We start from the raw sequence: 19,749 nt of genomic DNA, 5'->3' as shown, positions 1-19,749 counted from the left end.
GGAGCCCACGGCGCGCGCCCAGCCGGGGAGGCGGGCGTGCCGCCGCCCACGCGTGGGGAAGTTAAGTGAAAGACTATGGGCAAGCCGCCGGCGCGCTGAGCCGGCACCGTGGGACCGGGCACCAGCAGGATGCACGGAACCACTGTCCACCCGACACCGAACGGAAGGCATCACTTTGCCTGGCATGAATCTGACCCGCGCCGAAGCCATTGAGCGCACGGCCACCCTGACCGCGGAGCACTACGAGGTCACCCTGGACCTGACCGCCTCGGAGACCACCTTCCCGTCCACCACCACGGTGACGTTCAGCGCGAAGGAGGGGTCGTCGTCGTTCATTGACGCCGTCACCGACAAGGTCCACAAGGTCACGCTCAACGGCGTGGAGCTGGACCCGGCCGCGGTCAGCAACGGCGTGCGGATCGAGCTGCCCCACCTGGCCGCCCACAACGTGCTCACGGTGGAGGCGGACGCCCTCTTCATGAACACCGGGGAGGGCCTGCACCGCTTCGTGGATCCCGTGGACAACGAGGTCTACCTGTACAGCCAGTTTGAGGTGCCTGACAGCCGCCGCATGTTTGCCGTGTTTGAGCAGCCGGACCAGAAGGCGACGTTCACCTTCCACATCACGGCCCCGGCCCACTGGGACGTCATCTCCAACTCCCCCACCCCGAAGCCAGAGGCGGCCGGCGAAGGCAGGGCGGTGTGGCACTTTGAGCCCACGCTCAAGATGTCCAGCTACATTACCGCGCTGATTGCCGGGCCGTATGCCTCGGTGCGCAGCGAGCTGACCAGCTCCGACGGGCGCGTGATCCCGCTGGGCGTGTTTGCCCGCAAGTCGCTCATGGAGTTCATGGACGCGGACAATGTTTTCGAGCTGACGCGCCAGGGCTTCGAGTTCTTTGAAAAGCAGTTCGGCACCCCGTACGCCTTCCCCAAGTACGACCAGCTGTTCGTCCCCGAATTCAACGCCGGGGCCATGGAGAACGCCGGCGCCGTGACGTTCCTGGAAAGCTACGTGTTCCGTTCCAAGGTCACCGATGCCATGGTGGAACGCCGCGCCATCACCATCCTGCACGAACTGGCCCACATGTGGTTTGGCGACCTCGTCACCATGCGCTGGTGGAACGACCTCTGGCTCAACGAATCCTTCGCCGAGTTCATGTCCACCCTGGCCGCGGCGGAAAATACGCAGTACGTCAACGCCTGGACGTCCTTTTCCTCCCTGGAGAAGAGCTGGGCGTACCGCCAGGACCAGCTGCCGTCCACGCACCCCATCAAGGCTGACATCACCGACCTGGAGGACGTGCTGGTCAACTTTGACGGCATCACCTACGCGAAGGGCGCCTCGGTGCTGCGCCAGCTGGTGGCCTGGGTGGGCCAGGAGGAGTTCATGGCCGGGGTGCGCGCCTACTTCGGCAAGCACGCCTGGTCCAACACCGAGCTCACCGACCTCATGGTGGAGCTGGAGGCCGCCAGCGGGCGCGACCTTTCCACGTGGACCCAAAAGTGGCTGGAGACAGCCGGCGTGAACATCTTCAAGCCACAGATTGAGACCGGCGACGACGGCGCCATCACCTCATTCTCGATCCTCCAGTCCGCCGTGGCCGAGCACCCGGTGCTGCGCCCCCACCGCGCCGCCGTCGGCTTCTACAACTTGGCCGCCTCGGGCCCCGACGAGGGCAAGCTGGTCCGCACCCACCGCGTGGAGCTGGACGTGGACGGCGCCGTGACCCCCGTGCCGGAGCTGGTGGGCCTGGCCCGCCCGGCCCTGGTGCTGCTCAACGACGACGACCTGGCGTATGCCAAGATCCGCCTCGATGACGTGTCGCTGGCCACCGCGCAGGCGCACCTGGTGGACTTCAAGGACTCCCTGCCGCGCACCCTCGTCTCGGCCTCCGTTTGGGATGCCACGCGCGACGGCGAAGCCCCGGCCCGCGCCTACGTGGACTTTGTCCTGGCCACCGTGGGGCGCGAAAGCGACTCCACCGTCATTACGGTGCTGCTGCGCCAGCTGGCCACCGCACTGCACTTCTACGTGGCACCGGAACACCAGCAGGAGACTGCAGTGGCGGCCGCAGACTCGCTGTGGGCCCTGGCCCAAGGCGCCGAAGCCGGCTCCGACGCTCAGCTGCAGTTCGCCAAGGCCTTTGCCCTGCAGGCCCAGTCGGGCGCGCAGCTGGACGCGGTCCAGGCGCTGCTGGACGGCACGGCAACCTTGGACGGGCTGTCCGTCGACACTGACCTGCGCTGGGAACTGCTGACCTCCCTGGTCGCCGGCGGCCGGGCAGGCCAGGGCGCCATCGACGCCGAACTGGCGAAGGACAACACCCAGAACGGCCAGCTGGCGGCCGCCGCCGCGAAGGCGGCCATCCCCACGCCGGAGGCCAAGGCTGGGACGTGGGAGGCCGTCGTCGTCCGCGGGGACCTGGCGAACGCCGCCGCCCGCAGCGCCATCAACGGCTTTGGCCGCGTCTGGGACACCTCGCTGCTGGAGCCGTACGTGGCGAAGTATTTTGCCGCGGTCAAGCAGGTCTGGGAGGAGAAGTCCTATGAGACCTCCTCCACCATCATCACGGGGCTGTACCCCTCGCAGCTGGTTTCGCAGGCCACGCTGGACGCCACGGATGCGTTCCTGGCCGCCCTGGGCAGCGAAACCCCGGCCCTGCGCCGGCTCATCGTGGAAAGCCGCGACGGCGTCCAGCGGGCGCTGAAGGCGCAGGCCGCCGACCAGTAGCACCCTTTCCGGCAGCGCTGGCCCCCTGCCACCATGGCAGATGGGCCCGCGCTGCCGGAAAACAAGTGGTCGCCACTCTATCCACGGCGCCGGTTTGGAGGTAGCTTCAGGCCATGAGAGCACATCCACTAAAGAAGTTGGCCGCGCGCACAGCCACGGCCGCACTGTTTGCCGGGGGACTCATTCTGGGGTTCACCGGCGTTCCCGCGCTGGCGGCACCGCCGCCGGCCGGCACGTACACCGTCCTTGGTGACTCCTATTCGGCAGGATCCGGCGGCGGGCAGGAAGCCGCGCCGTGCATGCAAAGCCCCTATGGCTATGGCAGCGACTTTGCCGCCGCCAACGGGCTGGCCATGGCCAACCTGGCATGCTACGGCGCCACGATTGACCAGGTGGCGGCCCTGCAGGTCCCGCTGATCCCCTCATCGACCCGGCTCATCACGCTGACCGTGGGCGGCAATGATGTGGGCGCCGGAGCCGTTGCGGCCGCCTGCCTCAGCGGCACCGCAGGCGTGTGCGCAGCAGCGCTCGCGGGTGCGCAGGCCAAGCTGGCCATGCTGCCGGCACAGCTCAAGGCGCTGACCCAGGACATCCGGTCCCAGGTGCCGCGCGCCCAGGTCATCTACATGGGCTACCCGCACCTGCTGGAACCGGCCACCATGGCGGCCATGCAATACCCGGCTGAACTAGTGGCCGCGGCAGCAGCCGTCAACGGCGCCGTGGACCAGCTCGACGCCGTGCTGGCCCAAGGCGCCCAGCGCAGCGGGGCGAGCTTTGTTTCGGTGACGGCGGCCTTTGACGGCCACGGATTCCCGTCGGCGGACAGCTGGCTGGTGCCGCCCTTCAACCCCTACAACCCGTTCGCGTTCCACCCCACGGCCGGCGGCTACGCCTCGGGCTACGCGGCCACGCTGCAAAACGTGCAGCTGAACCCGCCGCTCTATGCTGGAGTATGGCGCTGAACGAACACCACTACGAAATAGACACATTTTGGACGGGCAACCGGGGCACCGGGACGTCCGGTTACAAGGACTACGGCCGTGACCACAGCGTCACGGCCGTTGGCCTGCCCACGCTGCTTGGCTCGGCGGACAGGCCGTTCCACGGCGACCCGGACCGCTGGAACCCGGAACTGCTGCTCCTGACGGCCCTGTCGCAGTGCCACATGCTGTCGTATTTGCATGTGGCCGTCATGAACGGCGTGGTCATCACCCGTTACCAGGACAAGGCCACCGGGACCATGCTGCTCAACCCGGACGGCAGCGGCCAGTTCCAGTCCGCCACGCTCCACCCGCTCATCTCCGTGGCCGATCCCGCCACGTTGGAGCTGGCCCTGGGCCTGCATGCGGAGGCGTCGCGAAAGTGCTTCATTGCCCGCAGCGTGAACTTCCCCGTGCACCATGAGCCGGGCGTGCTGGCGCCCACACAGGACTGAATTCGCCGCGCACCCGCGTTAGGGTTGGAAGAGAACAATCCCGTTCCCAACATGCAAGGTGATTGACGCGTGCCCCTGAACACCCTTGAAGCTGCAGGCAACTCCGTCCTGGACAACCTGCTCCATGCCGGCATTGCCGTGGCCATTTCCCTGCTGGCGTGGCTGGTCCTGCACTACCTGATCCGCATGGTGGTCAAGCGCGCCGAAAAGGGCCCGTGGCGCCAAAAGGGACTGGGCTGGGTCAAGCCCGTGTTCCGAAATCTGGACCCGGTGATGCGCGCCCTCGACAATGAACGCCGCGTCCAGCGCGCCCGGACAATCGGCACGCTGCTGAATTCGCTGTTGACGGTGATTGTGGTGGTCATTGGCGGGTTCTACGTGTTGCTCGCCTTCCATGTGGACATCGGCCCCCTGCTGGCCAGCGTGGGCGTGGTGGGCATCGCCATCGGCTTCGGCAGCCAGCAGCTGATCCGCGACTTCCTGGCCGGCATCTTCATCACCCTGGAGGACCAGTACGGCATTGGCGACATCATCCAGACCAGCGAGGTCATCGGCGAGGTGGAGTACGTGGGCCTGCGAATCACCCGGGTCCTGGGCGAGGACGGCACACTCTGGTACCTGCGCAACGGCGAGATCCTGCGCCTCGGGAACCGTTCCAAGGGCAGCTACACAGCGCCGGAGGCCGAGCCTGCCGCTCCCCCGGCAACCGTCCCTGCCAGCACGACGCCGGCCGCCGCGCCTCCCAGCGCCCCTCCCGCCGGCACCCCGCTCACCACCGAACCCCACGAATCCGCAGAATAGAAGGCATCCCCCGCCATGACCGCAGAGCACAACCAGCTGTCCCCCTTTGCCAACGGCCCCACGGAAAACGACGCCGCGGAGCACGGGGCCGACACCGGCATCCCCATCCCGTCACGCTTTGGCGCTCCGCTGGCCCGCATCCTGCCCATTCCCACCCGGCAGGGGCACCCGCTGCCGTCCACCTCCGGCGCAGCGGCGGGCACTGGTGCGGCACCTGCGGCCCCGTCCGATGCATCAGCCCAGGGTGGTGAAGCCGGTGCCGTCGACGAGTCCGCCTACGCCGACACGTTCTACGGCCAGATCGGCGGCCACGCCACCTTTGAAAAGATCATCCACGTCTTCTACGAGGGCATCGCTGCCGATCCGCTGCTGCGCGCCATGTACCACGAGGAGGACCTGGGACCGGCGGAGCGGCGCATGCTGATGTTCATGGAGCAGTACTGGGGCGGGCCGCGCACGTACCTTGAGGAGCGCGGGCATCCCCGCCTGCGCATGCGCCACGTGCCGTTTGCCGTCACGCCCGAGGCACGCGACCGTTGGCTTGCCGCCATGCGCAAGGGCGTGGACGCCGTGGAGCTGTCCCCGCTGCACGAAGCCACACTCTGGGACTACCTGGAGCGGGCCGCGGCGTCCCTGGTCAACTCGCCCTCGGAACCCACCCAGCGCGCCTGAGGTGTCCCGGCGGGCGCCCACTTTCGCCCGTTGTACAGTAATGGCGGGCCAGGCCGGTGCCCGGTCGCCATTGCTGTACGGTCGACGCCGCAGCCACGCCACAACCCGCATTAAGTGTGTTGTCGATGCCTTGGCGGCCCGGCCCGTCCCGGTGGGCCGGCCCTAAAGGACAGCCTTCGGGCGGACCAGGATGTGGCCGCGGGCCGTGCTCAGGCGCAGCCACCGGTTGGAGCGGAACACTTCGCCCGTCTCCCCCGGAGCCACGAACCCCAGCGTGTATGCGGCAAAGGCGGCACCGCCTGGCAGTTCGCCGGGCACCCCGTCCATGGGGCGGCCCCATACGGCGGCCCGCGCATTGTTGACAATGAGCGCGCCGGGGTTGACGGGGATGATCTGGCCGATCTCCTGGACGCCGTCGCGAGCCACCTTGATCAAATCATCCGCCGACACCTCGCCCAGCTGCTCCCAGGCGCCGCGCGGCGCAGTGACGGCAGCCCATGACTCGTTCACCGTCATGGGGGGCACGGGCAGCACCACGTCGGCGTCGTCCATGCGGGCCAGGCGGTCGGCCACGGAGGCCAGGCTCACCGTCACGTCCAGCGTCGCCGGGGCACCAAGGGCCATGGTGCGCAGCCCCAAAATCGTGGGCGTTCCCTCGCCCAGCAACTTGGCGCGCATCACGCAGACGTACGCAGCCAGCACGTTTCCGGCCCCCTGAAGACGGATGCCGCCGTCGTCCGCGGCCCGGGCCCGGGACACAAAGGTGCGCAGGTCGGCAACTGTTCCGGCGTCGGCCAGCCGGAGTTCATCGGTGTGGGTGGCGGTGGGCATCAGAGCGCTCCTTGTGTGGCAAGTGTTGCGGCAGCGGGATCCACGGGGCGGCGCCGGAACACCACGGGGCCGCCGCGCCAGGTTTGCAGGGCGTTGCGCTGGGCTTCCGTGAGGCGGACGGGCCGGCCGGTGGTGCGCGAAACCAGCACCATGGAGGTGGCTGCCTGGGCGAAAACAGCTGAGGTGTCGGCGTCGGTGATGGTGTAGCCAAAGTCGAAGCTGGAGCCGCCCACATGGGTGACCCAAATGTTCACGAACACGGGTTCCGTGCGGAAGGCGATGGGTGCCAGGTATTCAATCTCGTTGCGGCTCACCAGGGTGAAAAGCCCGTCGCCGATGAGGTCGTTGAAACTGGTGCCCGGCGATTCCGGCGTGCCGAGCGGGGTGTGGATCAACCGGATGCGGGCGTCCTCCAAATACTGCAGGTAGACAACGTTGTTGACGTGGTTGTACGCGTCAATGTCGCCGAAGCGGACTTGGAGGGAAATTTGGATTGCCTGGGCCATAGGGCCATCATCCCAAATACGCGGCCCGGCACCCAACAGATGCGACCCAGCTCACCCGTTTCATGCCGTGAACCCCATTTGTTCCGGCACGGGGCGACATATAGTGTCACGTTTATGAACTCCACGCCGCAAAACGCCACTCCCCTGGACCAGCTGCTGCACATCCTGGACCTGTCCGATGCCGGCGGGGCCCAAACGGATGAGGACATTTTCGTGGGTCCTGGCGAAGCAAATCCCGTCCGGCCGCGGCTGTTTGGCGGGCAGGTGCTGGCCCAGTCGATCATGGCTGCCTCGCGTACCGTGGAGGGGGACAGGCTGGTGCACTCCATGCACGGCTACTTCCTGCGCCCCGGGGACGCCTCCGCCCCCATCACCTTTGGCGTGGAGCGCCTGCGCGACGGGCGTTCCTTTTCGGCCCGCCGCGCGCACGCCTACCAGGGGGGCGCGCCCATCCTGTCACTGATCGCCTCCTTCCAGGTGCCCGACGGCGGCCTGGAACACCAGGAGCCCATGCCTGCCGGGGTGCCCGCCCCCGAGACGCTGCCGACGGCGGCTGACTTGCTGGGCGGCATTGACCACCCGGTGGCGCAGGCCTGGGCCTTCGACCGGCCCTTCGACATCCGCCACGTGGACCCTGACATCTACTTTCGGGCCCCGGAGAACCATGTGGCCCAACAGGCCGTCTGGATAAAGACGATGGGCCCCATGCCGGATGACCAGAGCCTGCACCGGGCGGCGCTCGCCTATGTCAGCGACTACACGCTGCTGGAACCGGTGCTGCGCCGGCACGGGCTCAGCTGGGCCACCCCGGGAATGAGTGTGGCCAGCCTGGACCATGCCATGTGGTGGCACCGCCCGCTGCGCGTGGACGACTGGCTGCTCTACGTGGCCGACTCCCCCAGCGCGTCCGGCGCCCGCGGCCTGAGCCACGGCCGGTTTTACAACCGCGACGGCGAACTGGTCGCGTCGGTGGCGCAGGAAGGGATGATCCGGCTGCCGGAGGGCACGCCGGTGGTTGACTGACTTGCCACGTGCCCTAAAACAGCCGTTGAGCCCGGCTTAAACAGTTGAAGGCCGGTCCCTTGGGCAAGGGACCGGCCTTTTCGCTGCTGGTTGCGAGCTAGTCGCGGGTCAGGCGGCGGTGGGTGACGCGGTGCGGACGGGCTGCATCAACGCCGAGGCGGGCCACCTTGTCAACCTCGTAGGAATCGAAGTTGCCCTCGAACCAGTGCCAGTTGGCCGGGTTTTCCTCGGTGCCTTCGTAGGCCAGGATGTGGGTGGCCACCCGGTCCAGGAACCAGCGGTCGTGGGAGACCACCACGGCGCAGCCGGGGAATTCGAGCAGCGCGTTTTCCAGGCTGCCGAGGGTTTCCACGTCGAGGTCGTTGGTGGGCTCATCGAGGAGCAGCAAGTTGCCGCCCTGCTTGAGCGTCAGTGCCAGGTTCAGGCGGTTGCGCTCACCGCCGGAAAGCACCCCGGCCTTCTTCTGCTGGTCCGGGCCCTTGAAGCCGAAGGCGGCAACGTAGGCACGGGAGGGCATTTCAACGTTGCCGACCTGGATGTAGTCCAGCCCGTCGGAAACCACTTCCCAAAGGGTCTTGTCGGGGTCGATGCCGCCGCGGCTCTGGTCGGCGTAGGAGATCTTGACGGTTTCGCCCACCTTGAGGGAGCCGCCGTCGAGCTCTTCCAGGCCAACGATGGTCTTGAAGAGGGTGGACTTGCCGACGCCGTTGGGGCCGATGACGCCGACAATGCCGTTGCGCGGCAGGGTGAAGGAGAGTCCGTCGATCAGGACGCGGTCGCCGAAGCCCTTTTGGAGGTTGTTGGCCTCCAGCACCACGCTGCCCAGGCGCGGGCCCGGTGGAATCTGGATTTCCTCGAAGTCGAGCTTGCGGGTGCGGTCGGCCTCTGCTGCCATTTCCTCGTAGCGGGCCAGGCGGGCCTTGGACTTGGTCTGGCGGCCCTTGGCGTTGGAGCGGACCCACTCGAGTTCCTCGGTGAGGCGCCTGGCGAGTTTGGCGTCCTTCTTGCCCTGGACTTCCAGGCGGGCGCGCTTCTTCTCCAGGTAGGTGGAGTAGTTGCCCTCGTAGGGGTACAGGTGGCCGCGGTCCACTTCGGCAATCCATTCGGCCACGTGGTCAAGGAAGTAACGGTCGTGGGTGACGGCCAGGACGGCGCCGGCGTAGCTCTTCAGGTGCTGTTCCAGCCAGTTGACGGACTCGGCGTCAAGGTGGTTGGTGGGCTCATCGAGGAGCAGCAGGTCCGGCTTCTGGAGGAGGAGCTTGCACAGGGCAACCCTGCGGCGCTCACCGCCGGAGAGGACGGTGACGTCGGAGTCGCCCGGGGGGCACTGGAGTGCGTCCATGGCCTGCTCGAGCTGGGAGTCAATGTCCCAGGCGTCGGCGGCGTCGATGGCTTCCTGCAGCTTGCCCATCTCTTCAAGGAGGGTGTCAAAGTCAGCGTCGGGGCTGGCCATTTCCTCGGAGATCTCGTTGTAGCGCTGGATCTTGCCGTAGATCTCGCCAACGCCTTCCTGGACGTTGCCCAGGACGGTCTTTTCCTCGTTCAGCGGCGGCTCCTGGAGCAGGATGCCCACGGAGTAGCCAGCACTGAGCCTGGCCTCGCCGTTTGAGGGGGTGTCCAGTCCGGCCATGATCTTCAGGATGGTGGATTTTCCGGCACCATTGGGTCCCACAACGCCAATCTTGGCACCCGGGAAGAAGGACATGCTTACGTTGTCAAGAATGAGTTTGTCGCCAACTGCCTTGCGGGCGTTGGACATCGTGTAAATAAATTCCGCCATACCCCTAAGGCTAATGGGTACGGGCCCTTAACTCACATTCAGGGGCGGCCCGGCTGGCGGGTTAGTGCTGGTCGCCCACGAAGCACAGTCCGGTGGCGAGGATGGGCAGGACTGCCACGGAAGCCTTGCCGTCGCGAACCTGCCCGATAACGCACTGCTTGCCGATGGGTGCCGCCGCCTCGATGGCGTCGACGGCCAGGCCCGTTGGCGTTTTGTCGATGGATATTTCGAGCTTGTCCGATGCGGCGCCGGCCTCCACCATGGCGGCCCTCATCTGGTCCCTGTTGGGGCCGGACGTGGTGCTGCCCAGCTTGGTGAGTGATGCATTTACCTTGGCGGCCAAGGCATCCGCGGCCGACGGCGGTTCCGTGGCTTGGGCCGTGACTGCCGGCGGCTGGGTAGCTCCGGCCGAAATTGTCGGTGCCGGCTGGCCTCCGGTTGGGGCCTGGGAGGCCGTGCCCCGGGCCGAGGAGCCAACAGTGTCGCCAGGGGTTGACTTCCCCGGAAGGAATGAGCATCCTGTGGTGGCCAGGCTCCCGACCAGCAACAGCGCGACCATGGCGGCACGAAGACGCCTGTTGGCAGGCTTCAGAAATGGGCGGCTGGTAGCAGTATCCTCGGTCACTCCGCCATTCTTCCACGGTGTGACACCCCGAGCGGCCAGGCGCTCAGAACGGGGAATCCTCCTGGATTACCTCCCCGGTGGCCTCATCCACCGTCTCGCCATCAGCCATTCCGCTGGTCTGGTCGTCTTGGCCTTCCGGATCGTCCTGATGCTCGGGAGCATCCTGGCCGGCCATGGCGACGGAAACTTCCAGCTTGGCCACCTCAGCGTCAACTTCTTCTGGTGTACCTCCCGGCTGGGAGCCGGGGGTTCCAGCGCGGCCGGTTCCGGTGCGCGAGTAGTACGCCATGCCAAACTGCAGGTCAGGCCCGATGGTTTCCGCATCAATCTCGACGCTTAACCCCGGGGTGCCATCCTTGCGAAGGAAGTTCGTGACGTGGAGCTTCCCCATGACGATGATGCGGTCGCCCTTGTGAATGCTGGAAACGGAGTTCTGGGCCAGGGACCGGAAGACATTGATGCGAAACCAATTGGTGTCGCCGTCCACCCACTCGTTGGTGATGGGATCCTGCTTGCGGTGGGTGGAACCCATGCGGAAGTTGCCAAGGACCAGGCCCGTCTGCGTGGTGCGGGTTTCCACGGTGGAGCATACAAAGCCGCGAATGGTGATGGTGTTTGCCATGGGACTGCCTTTCACTGGGCCGCTGCTGCGGCGTTGTTGGTTGGTTCCAGCAAACGCCCCGCTAGAGGCGGGGACCAGTGGGTGCGCACGATTTGTGGACAACACTGCCCTGGTTTGCACATGTGGAGGAAGAGATACGCAGATAAACCTGATAATTTAGTGGAGGTTCACTCCGGTGGGCCACGCCTCGGTAGCTCAGCGGATAGAGCAGGAGCCTTCTAATCTCTTGGTCGTGGGTTCAATTCCCGCCCGGGGCACCCAAAAGGGCCTCTGACCTGCGGTTTCATTCCGGAGGTCAGAGTCATTTAAGGGCAAAAATAGCCCAACTCCCCCTTTACTCCCCCAATTCAGCAAAATCTTCTTCAGAAATCACTCCCCCTTTTCAGCGTGGCGAACTCCCCTTTTTGAAACCAAGCAGGTGATTAAGTCCCGGTTAGGTGCGATAGCCGGCGCTGCGGAGGTCGGTCCACGATCTGCGGATCGTACAAGGATGCCGCATGTCCGCACACTACATCGTCAATACGGATCCCACGTTTTTCCCAAAGGCTCAAGTGGGACAGGGGATATTGACCGATCTACCTTCCCACGCGAACGCTGGGCAGTCGGACACCTTGAGGCAGCATTCGGAGGGTGTCATCGAAACCCTGCCGATAGTCGGAGCATTCAGACTCCGTCTGCTCGGTGGCGACGGTCTCGATGGTCTCACTGGTGCAGATGATCTTCACGCTGCTACGACGGGTGATCCTGATAACTATGTTCTATGTCAGTAACAGTGTGCATACTTTGATCCTGGATAATTTCGATCCAGATTCCAAGCTCATGGAAATCGTCGTAGCATCCAACCGCCACTCCGATCGCAGCGACTGGGAACCCCAGTGCTTCTCCCCCTGGCAGCGACTGCTTGTCAAAGTCGGCGAACTCCATGGCACGGTCGTCGCCTACACCCGCTCCTACGGACTTGTCGCCTGGTACGACGATGACGGAACCTGCCGGCTCGGATGGTTCCCGGATGCTCGAATCAAGCGCATCGAACGCCGGGACCGGCACGGGAAGTGATGTCAATGTAGTTATCCACAGACTGCCAAAATTGGTGGCAGGGACCGAGACTTTGGGCTACTCTGACACACATGGCGGGCTGGGAGGTGTCAAGGCATCCGGAGTGGGACATGATGTACGCTTCCGGCCTGACCGTGCGCGAAATCGCCGACCAGTGCAAGAGGCGAGGCAATACTGTAAGGGCCCATCTTGCCAACCGGGAACGTTTCAGGAAAGGGTTGCGGGCCCAGCACGAAGCCGCCTTCGCCAACCGGGAAAGCGACCACCAAACTGTTCTCTGGAAAGGGCGCCTGAAGGGGGCCGAGGATTTCCTCGCCAGCCACGGCAGACTGCCAGGACATGGCGGTGATTCCACCGAGTCATCCCTGAATGCGTGGATTGCCAAGCAGCGCCGTGCCTACCACCGGGGCGAGCTGTCCACCTCGAAGATCATCCTCATGGGAACGTTGCCGGGGTGGAACCTGTCACCTCAGCGCAGGGAGTGGAATGAACGCTGGCGTCAACGACTCATCCAGCTCGAGGCATTCATCGCTTCTACGGGAAGGACCCCGAGGTGGAAGAACCACGCCAGCGAGCAGGAACGTGTCTTGGGTGTTTGGCTGCACGTCCAGACACAGGCCCGCGGGGAGGGAAGACTTGCCTGGTGGCGTGAGGGTGCACTCGATGACGTGATGCCGGGCTGGCACAGCACGATGTAGAAATCTAGCACCAAGCCTTGGCTATGGCGTTAAAGGCGAACGCCCTCGACGCGGAGGTGGACCCATCCCTGAGTTGCACTCGCGCGGCCATCATCGCAGCAACGAGACAAGCGGGAGCCGACAATCCGCATGTCTATCCCGGCTTTACAAGTAGCGAGCTGCTGACTTTTGCCATTGCCCCGTATTGGCCCATGTTTCCGGGGACAAAGTGGAACAATGGCGGCTACTAAACACTCTCCAGGTTGTGTTGATTCTGGAGAGTTTATGGCGAGTCGGTTGCAACTAACACCTCCCGCTACTTAAGGCTCCGCAACGAAACGGCTAACCACAGATGGTGGCAGCAATGACGGTCGGCGATGGATAACAGGGATTGCCGACATCATGGCCTGTTCAGCACGATGCATACATCGATAGCCGTTAGCCGAACGAGAGGGAAAATGTGTCAATAGAGTTCACATTGCAGGCACTCACGAGTCCTCCTGATTGTAAGGCGACTTCTCGTCCTTCATCAGGCTTTGGGGTATCGCCGGTGTCTCACCGATGAACGAGCGCAGCCTCTGCAAATCTTTGTCCCATTCGCCAATCTGAACTGCCCCAAATCGTGCTCCTCGAGTACGCCCGTGCAAGACGTCCGATGTCTCACCATAGACATGACCTGCCTGTCGGGCTGCTCTGAAGGCCGCTAGGCGCTGGCGGTCTTCAACTTGGGCCATAAGCAAAACTAGGCGCCTATCGACGGCCTTTGAGACAAGCATGGAGCGATCCAAGCCAGATGCGTCCGCCCAAAGTGTGAGCGCGATCGATTCGATGTCGCGACGGATACGGAGCGCCTCTATTTTGGGGTCGAAAGTGCTCATACCACTACCACCTGATTCCCCGGAGGATATCGACAGCCTGACCTGCAATCGCAATCTCGACTGGTAGCTGACCCGCATCTGGGACCAGATGGGTGCTGTGGACCGCTTGAGACCACCGCTTGGCCGAAACATAGACTACCTGCCAAGCCAATGTGAAGGTTGCAAGCTGAGTTTCACTATCAGCCATGAACTGTCTGAGGGCCTTCTTCCGGTCTCCAGTCATCATCGCTTGGTCAAAATAAGCTCGATCCTGTTTCGCCTCGGCAGCTGGCCGTCGCGCGAAATGCCGAAGAGCAAGTTGTTCAAAGGCTTCATCGAGTGCCATCCGCAGGAGAGCAATCACTTCCGATCGTCCTTGCACTGCTTCGACTTTTTCCAAGTCGCCGGCGAGGTCTTTAGCGAACTGAATCAGCTCCGCAGGCGCATCCTCAGTGGCTGTCAGTGTCATTCGCCCGTCTCCATCTCTGCGCGTAGCCAGCACCGAGAATTCCAAGGGGGCATGGACTCGAAGATATGAAACGAAGCGAGCGTCATGCGTAGTCACAATCAGCGCTTGCCGACGGCCGAGCTGGGCAAGCACGGCGGACAGCTTATCTACTCGAAAGTCATCGAACGCGTGAACCGGGTCATCCAGAACATAGAATCCGAAAATCCCAGACTCTGCAGTCGCAATCACTGGACTCAAGATCAGGGCGTTTCTTTGGCCAGCGCTGAGGTGAGCCAGCTCTACGACCCGCCCCTTCGAGTCGACGAGTTCTAGCCTACTTTCGGCTTTGGTGATGTCAATTGTAGACACAGAGATTCCCACGTCACCAAGAAGGGTCGATACCGCTGGACTAACCACTGCCTGGAGGCTGGTGCTGCGTTGACTGCGAATTTACGCTAGGTGACGATTCCATTTTGTTCGGGCCCATTTGAGCATTCCTGCCTTTGCAGCAGCCTCAATTTCCGAACGAAACGTCGCCACAAAAGGAGCGACAGCGTCCCAGCGATTGCACCGCCATTGGTGCTGCAGCCCTGAAGCCTCAAGCGCAGACCTGAAAATAGATTTAGCCTCGGGACCCTGGATCCACCTGGACAAATTGCCAATCGCCAACAACAAATCAACATCAAGATCATCGCCTGTGTTGGATCTTTCTACCTCGGCAATCAGATTCCTGAGCTCGGTGACAGACGCGTCACAGCCCGATGGCAAGACGAGGAGACATGTCTTTAGAGGGCCAAGGAGTTTGGCCGAACGCTCACGAACAAGCCCCTTTAGACCAAGTGCTGCCAGCTGAGCATGCCGAAGCCTCTTCGCCTCTGCTTGCAAGTGGCCTCTCCAGTCTCCATGGAGTGATCCACAAGTTGGGCACACGCCACCCTTGTCTCCCTGGTGCGAACTCAGAACACGGTCCTGCATGCTCACGATTGCTTCAGTGACATGTGCAGTCAGGAGCGCCGTCGTGGCGGCTTGAGACCACGCCTTCCAACTATCAGTGAATTCAATACCCCAGTCAGGAAGGGCAGCCAAGACTTCCCGATCGAGGACATGGAGACGCTTTTCTCTCATGATGATGTCGTTCGACTGCAACCAATCGTCGAGTTTCTCCATCGAGTCACACGTTGCCCATTCAAGCTCAGAAATTCCTTCAACGCCTTGCCGTTTCGCCTGAACATCGACTTCTAAGACAGCGCTTTCAGCACGCACCCTTGCGTTCGTGATGCGCTTCTCCGCAGGCAAGGCCGACTCAACTTCAGATTTGACGATGGCATCGAAAATTCTCGTGGCGTTGTCCATCGCGAGACACGAAGTCAACCAGACCCGCAGGTCCCTTTTCTTCTGCAGCTCGTCCGCCAGCTCTGCGTATGCCAACACTGGCGGTGATGCCCTGACTGCGTCAGCCCAGACCCTCCAGGCAAGCGAACTTGCGTCTAGATCGACTCGTCCCTCTCGATTCTCAAGGGACCCATTTCGTCTCACTCCCGTCGCATCAATAGTGGCCTGAATTGTAAGCCGATCGGTTGTGGATTCATCAGTCAGAACGAGAGCTATCGTTGCACTTTCGACACCTTGACTTCGCCGATCGAGGCTTCCCAGAGTTCATGCCCGCTTCCAGTCGTCTCCAGATGCGTTGCACTGGTTCTACCTTCGATGGCGACGCGTACTGCTTCCGCCAGGCTTGACTTGCCAGAGCCGTTTTCACCAAAAAGTACGGTTATGCCTCGAGGATTGTCAAGGTCAAGATCAAACTTGTGTTTAGCTCCACGGAAACCCTCGACGGACAGTTTTCGGAGCAGCCACTTACGGTTTGTAGTCAAAACATCACTACAGTCATCTGTGGTTGCGTCATCCACCAAACGGACCAATTCATTCCAAGCCTCTGCATCCCCGGCCAGACTGTCGGCAGCCTGCGCTCGTAAAGATTCAGCCAGCTCATTCAAGGTGAGTGCATGCAGTTCAGTCACTTTTACCCCCGTTTAGCGATGACTCAAACTTGAATGGTTTTGGCTGATGCTGCCCGATTTTCTAAGAATATACAAATCGAGAAAGCCTTTATGAAAACCCACACATCTCGACTTCGCTCGGATCGGTTGCAGGCAAACTGCCGAACGTTGAGGAGCTGGTCAACTGCTACTGAAACTCCACGACGAGCCACATATTTGCACGTCGTCATGGTTGATGTACTCATTGAAGAAACGTCTTCGTCATGGTCCCTTGCCAATGACGATCATCGACAAGTTCCTTCATAGATGCCCCACTCCGCACGGCCTATCAATCCGAGGCAAAGCACCCGCCTACAGATGAACCTCAGTTGGCCGGCGTGTACCCAGACAGTTAATTGCGATGTGCCCCAGCCGAACTGGTCTTGCAAACCGTGCGGGTCAGGTGGTGCCGCACTACCGCGGTGCAGCCTACTGACCGGGTCCAGACTGTCACGAACACTGAAAACTGAAGAATCGATTCGTGGGGAACTCCTAGTTTCTAGACCTAACGGGCAAAGGTTCCCAACACCGCGCCTGCACAGGGCCTGGTACTAAGGAAAGTAGGACAGAATAGAGACATGACGAAAGCCGATGAAGTGAGTCCGAGAACGATTCGATCCAACGTGAGTGTGCATGACCTCCTGTTGGACCCTGAGAACCCACGGCTTGCCTCACCAGAATACGACCAGACCAAGATCGTAAAGATCCTGTACTTTCAAGAGTCGTTGGAGGAACTTGCTCTGTCTTTTCAGCGCAACGGGTACTTTGAAGAAGAACCCCTAGTTACGATCGACGGTTCAGACGATACATTGGTCGTAGTTGAGGGGAACAGGCGGCTTGCTACCCTGAAGCTTCTATTGTCCCCGGAATTATTGCTTGAAATAGGCGGAGATTCATCAAATTGGCCAGAATTAACTGAAGATCAGCGCCTTGGGCTCGAAGTTGTTCCCACAGTTAAGTACAGAAACCGTGAATCGGTAGCGCCTTATCTTGGATTTCGTCACATTACTGGCGCTAGGACATGGAAGCCTCTCCAAAAAGCAAGATTCGTCGCAAAGCTGGTGGAGGATGGGCGCACGGTTGATGAAGTCCAGGAACTCATTGGCGATCCGACGGCGACAGCGGCAAAGAGAATGTACCAAAGCTACGTACTATATCGACAGGTAGAAACCGATCTGCCTCAGATAGAAATACAGACGCTTGCAGAGAACTTTTCCCTAATTGAAACGATGCTGGGAAACACCAGCATAAAGAAGCACCTTGGAATATCACTGGCCCTCCCGACGGCTAGTGTTTCCAATCTTGTCGAACCCGATAACTTGGCCAAGTTGGAAGAAATGCTTGTTTGGATCTATGGGGATGGGTATGAAACACCTCCTGTCATAGGTGAATCCCGAGAAATCAAGAAAAAACTTGGCGCTGTGGTCGCCAGCGAGCGTGCCCTCCAATGGCTAAGGAATACCGAGGACCTCGAGTCTGCATATAAAATTGCCACTCCTGGGCATGAACTACTCGCTACGAAAATTGCGAAAATAGGAAGTCAGCTATCCGAACTTCTACCTGATATAGCTTCTGCCGACCTAGATGAAACAGTGCATGAAGAGATTGCAAAGCTTGCCCGAGTTATTAACGTCCTCATCGGAGCCAGCAAGACTGGCAGCAATCTTGATTCCACACAGGTCGACAGCTAATGGAATTCCCAGATCTCCAAGAGAGTTGGACCCAAGAACTCACGGCTGAAATTATTGCAGATTGGCTTGAAGCCTGGGCAATTCTCAATAACAAGACCCTAAAGAGGGGCGATCTTTCACATCTAATTCCATGGGAAACCGATGAAACAAATTTTTCAAAGAGGGATGTGAAGCTCGAATCTAATATATGGTCAATTCTAAAATCTAGGCAACAACAACTACTAGCAAGTTGGCCATTTCATATTGACAGCAATAAAATGACTCGCAGAGAAGGTCGCCATAAAACGTATTGGATTATCTATTTATACCTATTGTTTATCAGCAGTAAACAGGAAGTAACATCGGAAGATCGCCGCAATTTCGAATACTTATGTATTGAATTAATCGCTGGATGGACAGGGTCAAATTCATATCGAATAGGTTTCCCTGCACTTAGAGGTGAACCTGCTGGATTGCAAGATCGAATTAATATTTATGCGAAGAAATCGCATTTGATCCACTACGAAGTGAAGTTCCCGGTCCTACCAACGGACAAAGATCTTGGTCTAGACGGTGTCTTCTGGCAATCGTTTAGGGACCGTCGTTCAGGTGGCCCCCACGCTTGGCTGCAGTGCGCGACTGGGCGCGACTGGACCACTAAGACTATGGAAGCTAACAACAGAACGATCATGAACCACATAGATCCCGCCTCCGGAGTCCTCCGACTTTTGGCTATTCCTTTTTGCGTGGTTGTACCAATCGCCAACTGGCACCGAAGACTTCAGGAAGCTGGCGTAATCTTCGATAGGACACGCATCGCGGAATTGTCAAAACACTGTGATGTATCGAGCCAGACTTACGAACTTTTAGATCTACGAATCGCCAGCTACGGAGCGATCCTCGCAACCTAGGCGACGTCTGCCGACTCTGGAAAGACCAAACTGACGCCACTACGGGACTATAGAAATACACAACCAGTGGACTGCCCCGGATTTCGTTGATCCTCTCAAACAAAGCAGGGGCAGTCCCTAGAAGAGACTAAGAAGTGGTCCCCATTTCCCTATGTCAGGGAACGGCAACGGCCATCCGCTGTATGGGCAATCGTGCGCCGTGCAGGTCCCACCCGCGAACAATTCGACACCACTTCCAACAAGAAGTTCAGCTACCGCCGCCGGTGTCATAATGGCCAGTTTCGGCCCGCTCAACCGGGCCTGTTTGAGAACTTGTTTGTCCCTGGTGAGAAATATGTGCGCACGGACGGATTGTGCTTCAAGGATGAGATCCCGGTCAGCTCCGATTGGCAACCCAGTTTCTTGACCAATGGACGGTGAGGCCGGGGCGTTAGACGGAGCACGTTGGCCCCAGTCACCGATTTGGAACGCCAGCGCTTCTCCAATCGCTTCCACGGCAGGGGCGTGTGAGGCGAGGAAGCGATCGGTCCGCCTTCTTGCATCAGTAAGGGATCGAGGCGTAACGACGAATCGGAGGTCTCGCACAAGCCACAAGTTCAGGATTGTTCCCAAGCCTTCAAGGTTCCGCGCGTACTCTCTCTCGAGATCAACAATTTGACCATTGTTAAGCACTGCAACTCCGTGCTCACGCAGGTCGATAAGTATGTTTGAATCGAGCGAAATTACCAAAGGCCCGTGATAGCCCTGAGGTAGGAGACTAAGGGCATCATGACAGAAGCCCAACCCGCCGGCTTCGGTGGGACTATGTAGCATCTCCATCAAAGTACACCATTCTCTTGCGGTTGAACTTTTGGCAAGCTTTCATCGACAGACTGCGCATAAGTGGTCAACTTCATTCGGGTAGCTGTGACATGCGACTTCTACTGAGGGGACCATATTCTGTGTCAGTAGCATGCGTTTGGAACGGCCACCTGAAAGGTCGGATGGCAGTCCACTACACGCGGGCCAGCATCGGTACTTGGATTCCAGGCCTGCCACGCACGATGCCAATCAAGGTACAGA

General features: G+C 60.9%; 19 protein-coding genes and 1 tRNA gene. 11 read left to right on the top strand and 9 right to left on the bottom strand.

Annotated features, from left to right (window positions below; genetic code table 11):
- Positions 1-184: 184 nt before the first annotated feature.
- From pepN to G6N77_RS02870, 5 genes are all read left to right on the top strand, one after another.
- Positions 185-2,734: an aminopeptidase N gene (gene pepN, locus G6N77_RS02890; protein WP_165180517.1), complete on the top strand. Its 2,550-nt coding sequence runs from the start codon at positions 185-187 to the stop codon at positions 2,732-2,734.
- Between the two features lie 113 nt (positions 2,735-2,847).
- Positions 2,848-3,696, top strand: a complete 849-nt coding sequence (locus tag G6N77_RS02885) for an SGNH/GDSL hydrolase family protein (protein WP_165180516.1) — start codon at positions 2,848-2,850, stop codon at positions 3,694-3,696.
- Positions 3,687-4,169 carry an OsmC family protein gene (locus G6N77_RS02880; RefSeq protein ID WP_165180515.1) on the top strand — a complete coding sequence of 161 codons (483 nt, stop codon included), beginning with the start codon at positions 3,687-3,689 and terminating at the stop codon, positions 4,167-4,169. The genes G6N77_RS02885 and G6N77_RS02880 overlap by 10 nt, the downstream gene beginning before the upstream one ends.
- A 75-nt stretch (positions 4,170-4,244) precedes the next feature.
- Positions 4,245-4,970 (top strand): mechanosensitive ion channel family protein, encoded by a 726-nt coding sequence (locus tag G6N77_RS02875; protein ID WP_240901646.1) that lies wholly within the window; start codon positions 4,245-4,247, stop codon positions 4,968-4,970.
- 138 nt (positions 4,971-5,108) lie between these two features.
- Positions 5,109-5,642: a globin gene (locus G6N77_RS02870; protein WP_370875252.1), complete on the top strand. Its 534-nt coding sequence runs from the start codon at positions 5,109-5,111 to the stop codon at positions 5,640-5,642.
- A gap of 162 nt (positions 5,643-5,804) precedes the next feature.
- On the opposite strand, the gene G6N77_RS02865 is transcribed toward G6N77_RS02870, so the two are convergent.
- Both G6N77_RS02865 and G6N77_RS02860 read right to left on the bottom strand, forming a co-directional pair.
- Positions 5,805-6,473 carry a DUF8185 domain-containing protein gene (locus tag G6N77_RS02865; protein ID WP_165180513.1) on the bottom strand — a complete coding sequence of 223 codons (669 nt, stop codon included), beginning with the start codon at positions 6,471-6,473 and terminating at the stop codon, positions 5,805-5,807.
- Positions 6,473-6,979, bottom strand: coding sequence for an acyl-CoA thioesterase (locus G6N77_RS02860; protein WP_165180512.1), 507 nt, complete (start codon positions 6,977-6,979; stop codon positions 6,473-6,475). The genes G6N77_RS02865 and G6N77_RS02860 overlap by 1 nt, the downstream gene beginning before the upstream one ends.
- 114 nt (positions 6,980-7,093) lie before the next feature.
- Here G6N77_RS02860 and G6N77_RS02855 point away from each other — a divergent pair, with 114 nt between their 5' ends.
- Positions 7,094-8,002 carry an acyl-CoA thioesterase gene (locus G6N77_RS02855; protein WP_165180511.1) on the top strand — a complete coding sequence of 303 codons (909 nt, stop codon included), beginning with the start codon at positions 7,094-7,096 and terminating at the stop codon, positions 8,000-8,002.
- A gap of 97 nt (positions 8,003-8,099) precedes the next feature.
- Here G6N77_RS02855 and ettA read toward each other — a convergent pair whose 3' ends face one another.
- From ettA to G6N77_RS02840, 3 genes are all read right to left on the bottom strand, one after another.
- Positions 8,100-9,782 (bottom strand): energy-dependent translational throttle protein EttA, encoded by a 1,683-nt coding sequence (gene ettA / locus G6N77_RS02850; RefSeq protein ID WP_165180510.1) that lies wholly within the window; start codon positions 9,780-9,782, stop codon positions 8,100-8,102.
- 61 nt (positions 9,783-9,843) lie between these two features.
- Positions 9,844-10,407, bottom strand: a complete 564-nt coding sequence (locus G6N77_RS19740; RefSeq protein WP_306986710.1) for a DUF6993 domain-containing protein — start codon at positions 10,405-10,407, stop codon at positions 9,844-9,846.
- A gap of 43 nt (positions 10,408-10,450) precedes the next feature.
- Positions 10,451-11,029: a single-stranded DNA-binding protein gene (locus G6N77_RS02840; protein ID WP_165180509.1), complete on the bottom strand. Its 579-nt coding sequence runs from the start codon at positions 11,027-11,029 to the stop codon at positions 10,451-10,453.
- Positions 11,030-11,213: 184 nt separating this feature from the next.
- Here G6N77_RS02840 and G6N77_RS02835 point away from each other — a divergent pair.
- The 3 genes from G6N77_RS02835 to G6N77_RS02825 all read left to right on the top strand — a co-directional run bounded on the left by G6N77_RS02835 (position 11,214) and on the right by G6N77_RS02825 (position 12,783).
- A tRNA-Arg gene (locus tag G6N77_RS02835) sits at positions 11,214-11,286 on the top strand.
- Positions 11,287-11,737: 451 nt separating this feature from the next.
- Positions 11,738-12,085 carry a hypothetical protein gene (locus G6N77_RS02830; RefSeq protein WP_165180508.1) on the top strand — a complete coding sequence of 116 codons (348 nt, stop codon included), beginning with the start codon at positions 11,738-11,740 and terminating at the stop codon, positions 12,083-12,085.
- 71 nt (positions 12,086-12,156) lie between these two features.
- Entirely contained in the window at positions 12,157-12,783 is a 627-nt protein-coding gene (locus G6N77_RS02825; RefSeq protein ID WP_165180507.1) for a helix-turn-helix domain-containing protein, read from the top strand.
- A 467-nt stretch (positions 12,784-13,250) separates the two neighbouring features.
- On the opposite strand, the gene G6N77_RS02820 is transcribed toward G6N77_RS02825, so the two are convergent.
- The 4 genes from G6N77_RS02820 to G6N77_RS02805 form a co-directional block, all read right to left on the bottom strand.
- Positions 13,251-13,640, bottom strand: a complete 390-nt coding sequence (locus G6N77_RS02820; protein WP_165180506.1) for a hypothetical protein — start codon at positions 13,638-13,640, stop codon at positions 13,251-13,253.
- Positions 13,641-13,644: 4 nt separating this feature from the next.
- A complete protein-coding gene (locus tag G6N77_RS02815) occupies positions 13,645-14,436 on the bottom strand; it encodes a hypothetical protein (protein ID WP_165180505.1) in 792 nt (263 codons plus the stop codon).
- 81 nt (positions 14,437-14,517) lie between these two features.
- On the bottom strand, positions 14,518-15,420 hold the full coding sequence (locus tag G6N77_RS02810) for a hypothetical protein (RefSeq protein WP_165180504.1): 903 nt from the start codon (positions 15,418-15,420) through the stop codon (positions 14,518-14,520).
- A 251-nt stretch (positions 15,421-15,671) separates the two neighbouring features.
- Positions 15,672-16,088: an AAA family ATPase gene (locus tag G6N77_RS02805; RefSeq protein ID WP_165180503.1), complete on the bottom strand. Its 417-nt coding sequence runs from the start codon at positions 16,086-16,088 to the stop codon at positions 15,672-15,674.
- 596 nt (positions 16,089-16,684) lie between these two features.
- Between G6N77_RS02805 and G6N77_RS02800 the strand changes: the two genes are divergently transcribed.
- The gene (locus tag G6N77_RS02800) at positions 16,685-17,797 is read left to right on the top strand and encodes a hypothetical protein (protein ID WP_165180502.1); all 1,113 of its coding nucleotides are present in this window, start codon (positions 16,685-16,687) and stop codon (positions 17,795-17,797) included.
- Complete coding sequence (locus G6N77_RS02795) at positions 17,797-18,687, top strand: hypothetical protein (protein WP_165180501.1); 891 nt, start codon at positions 17,797-17,799, stop codon at positions 18,685-18,687. The genes G6N77_RS02800 and G6N77_RS02795 overlap by 1 nt, the downstream gene beginning before the upstream one ends.
- Positions 18,688-19,749 lie beyond the last annotated feature (1,062 nt).

Source organism: Arthrobacter silviterrae (assembly GCF_011045165.1).
In the GTDB taxonomy this organism is placed as follows: Bacteria; Actinomycetota; Actinomycetes; order Actinomycetales; family Micrococcaceae; genus Specibacter; species Specibacter silviterrae.
The sequence above is the reverse complement of the archived record's forward strand: the minus strand, read 5'-3'. Positions and strand labels throughout refer to the sequence as shown.

Excerpts from the sequence above, each read along its gene's own strand:
- pepN (WP_165180517.1), top strand. The coding sequence starts at position 185 with ATGAATCTGACCCGCGCCGAAGCCATTGAGCGCACGGCCACCCTGACC.
- G6N77_RS02885 (WP_165180516.1), top strand. The coding sequence starts at position 2,848 with ATGAGAGCACATCCACTAAAGAAGTTGGCCGCGCGCACAGCCACGGCC.
- G6N77_RS02880 (WP_165180515.1), top strand. The coding sequence starts at position 3,687 with ATGGCGCTGAACGAACACCACTACGAAATAGACACATTTTGGACGGGC.
- G6N77_RS02865 (WP_165180513.1), bottom strand. The coding sequence starts at position 6,473 with ATGCCCACCGCCACCCACACCGATGAACTCCGGCTGGCCGACGCCGGA.
- G6N77_RS02860 (WP_165180512.1), bottom strand. The coding sequence starts at position 6,979 with ATGGCCCAGGCAATCCAAATTTCCCTCCAAGTCCGCTTCGGCGACATT.
- G6N77_RS02855 (WP_165180511.1), top strand. The coding sequence starts at position 7,094 with ATGAACTCCACGCCGCAAAACGCCACTCCCCTGGACCAGCTGCTGCAC.
- ettA (WP_165180510.1), bottom strand. The coding sequence starts at position 9,782 with ATGGCGGAATTTATTTACACGATGTCCAACGCCCGCAAGGCAGTTGGC.
- G6N77_RS02840 (WP_165180509.1), bottom strand. The coding sequence starts at position 11,029 with ATGGCAAACACCATCACCATTCGCGGCTTTGTATGCTCCACCGTGGAA.
- G6N77_RS02825 (WP_165180507.1), top strand. The coding sequence starts at position 12,157 with ATGGCGGGCTGGGAGGTGTCAAGGCATCCGGAGTGGGACATGATGTAC.
- G6N77_RS02820 (WP_165180506.1), bottom strand. The coding sequence starts at position 13,640 with ATGAGCACTTTCGACCCCAAAATAGAGGCGCTCCGTATCCGTCGCGAC.
- G6N77_RS02810 (WP_165180504.1), bottom strand. The coding sequence starts at position 15,420 with ATGGACAACGCCACGAGAATTTTCGATGCCATCGTCAAATCTGAAGTT.
- G6N77_RS02800 (WP_165180502.1), top strand. The coding sequence starts at position 16,685 with ATGACGAAAGCCGATGAAGTGAGTCCGAGAACGATTCGATCCAACGTG.
- G6N77_RS02795 (WP_165180501.1), top strand. The coding sequence starts at position 17,797 with ATGGAATTCCCAGATCTCCAAGAGAGTTGGACCCAAGAACTCACGGCT.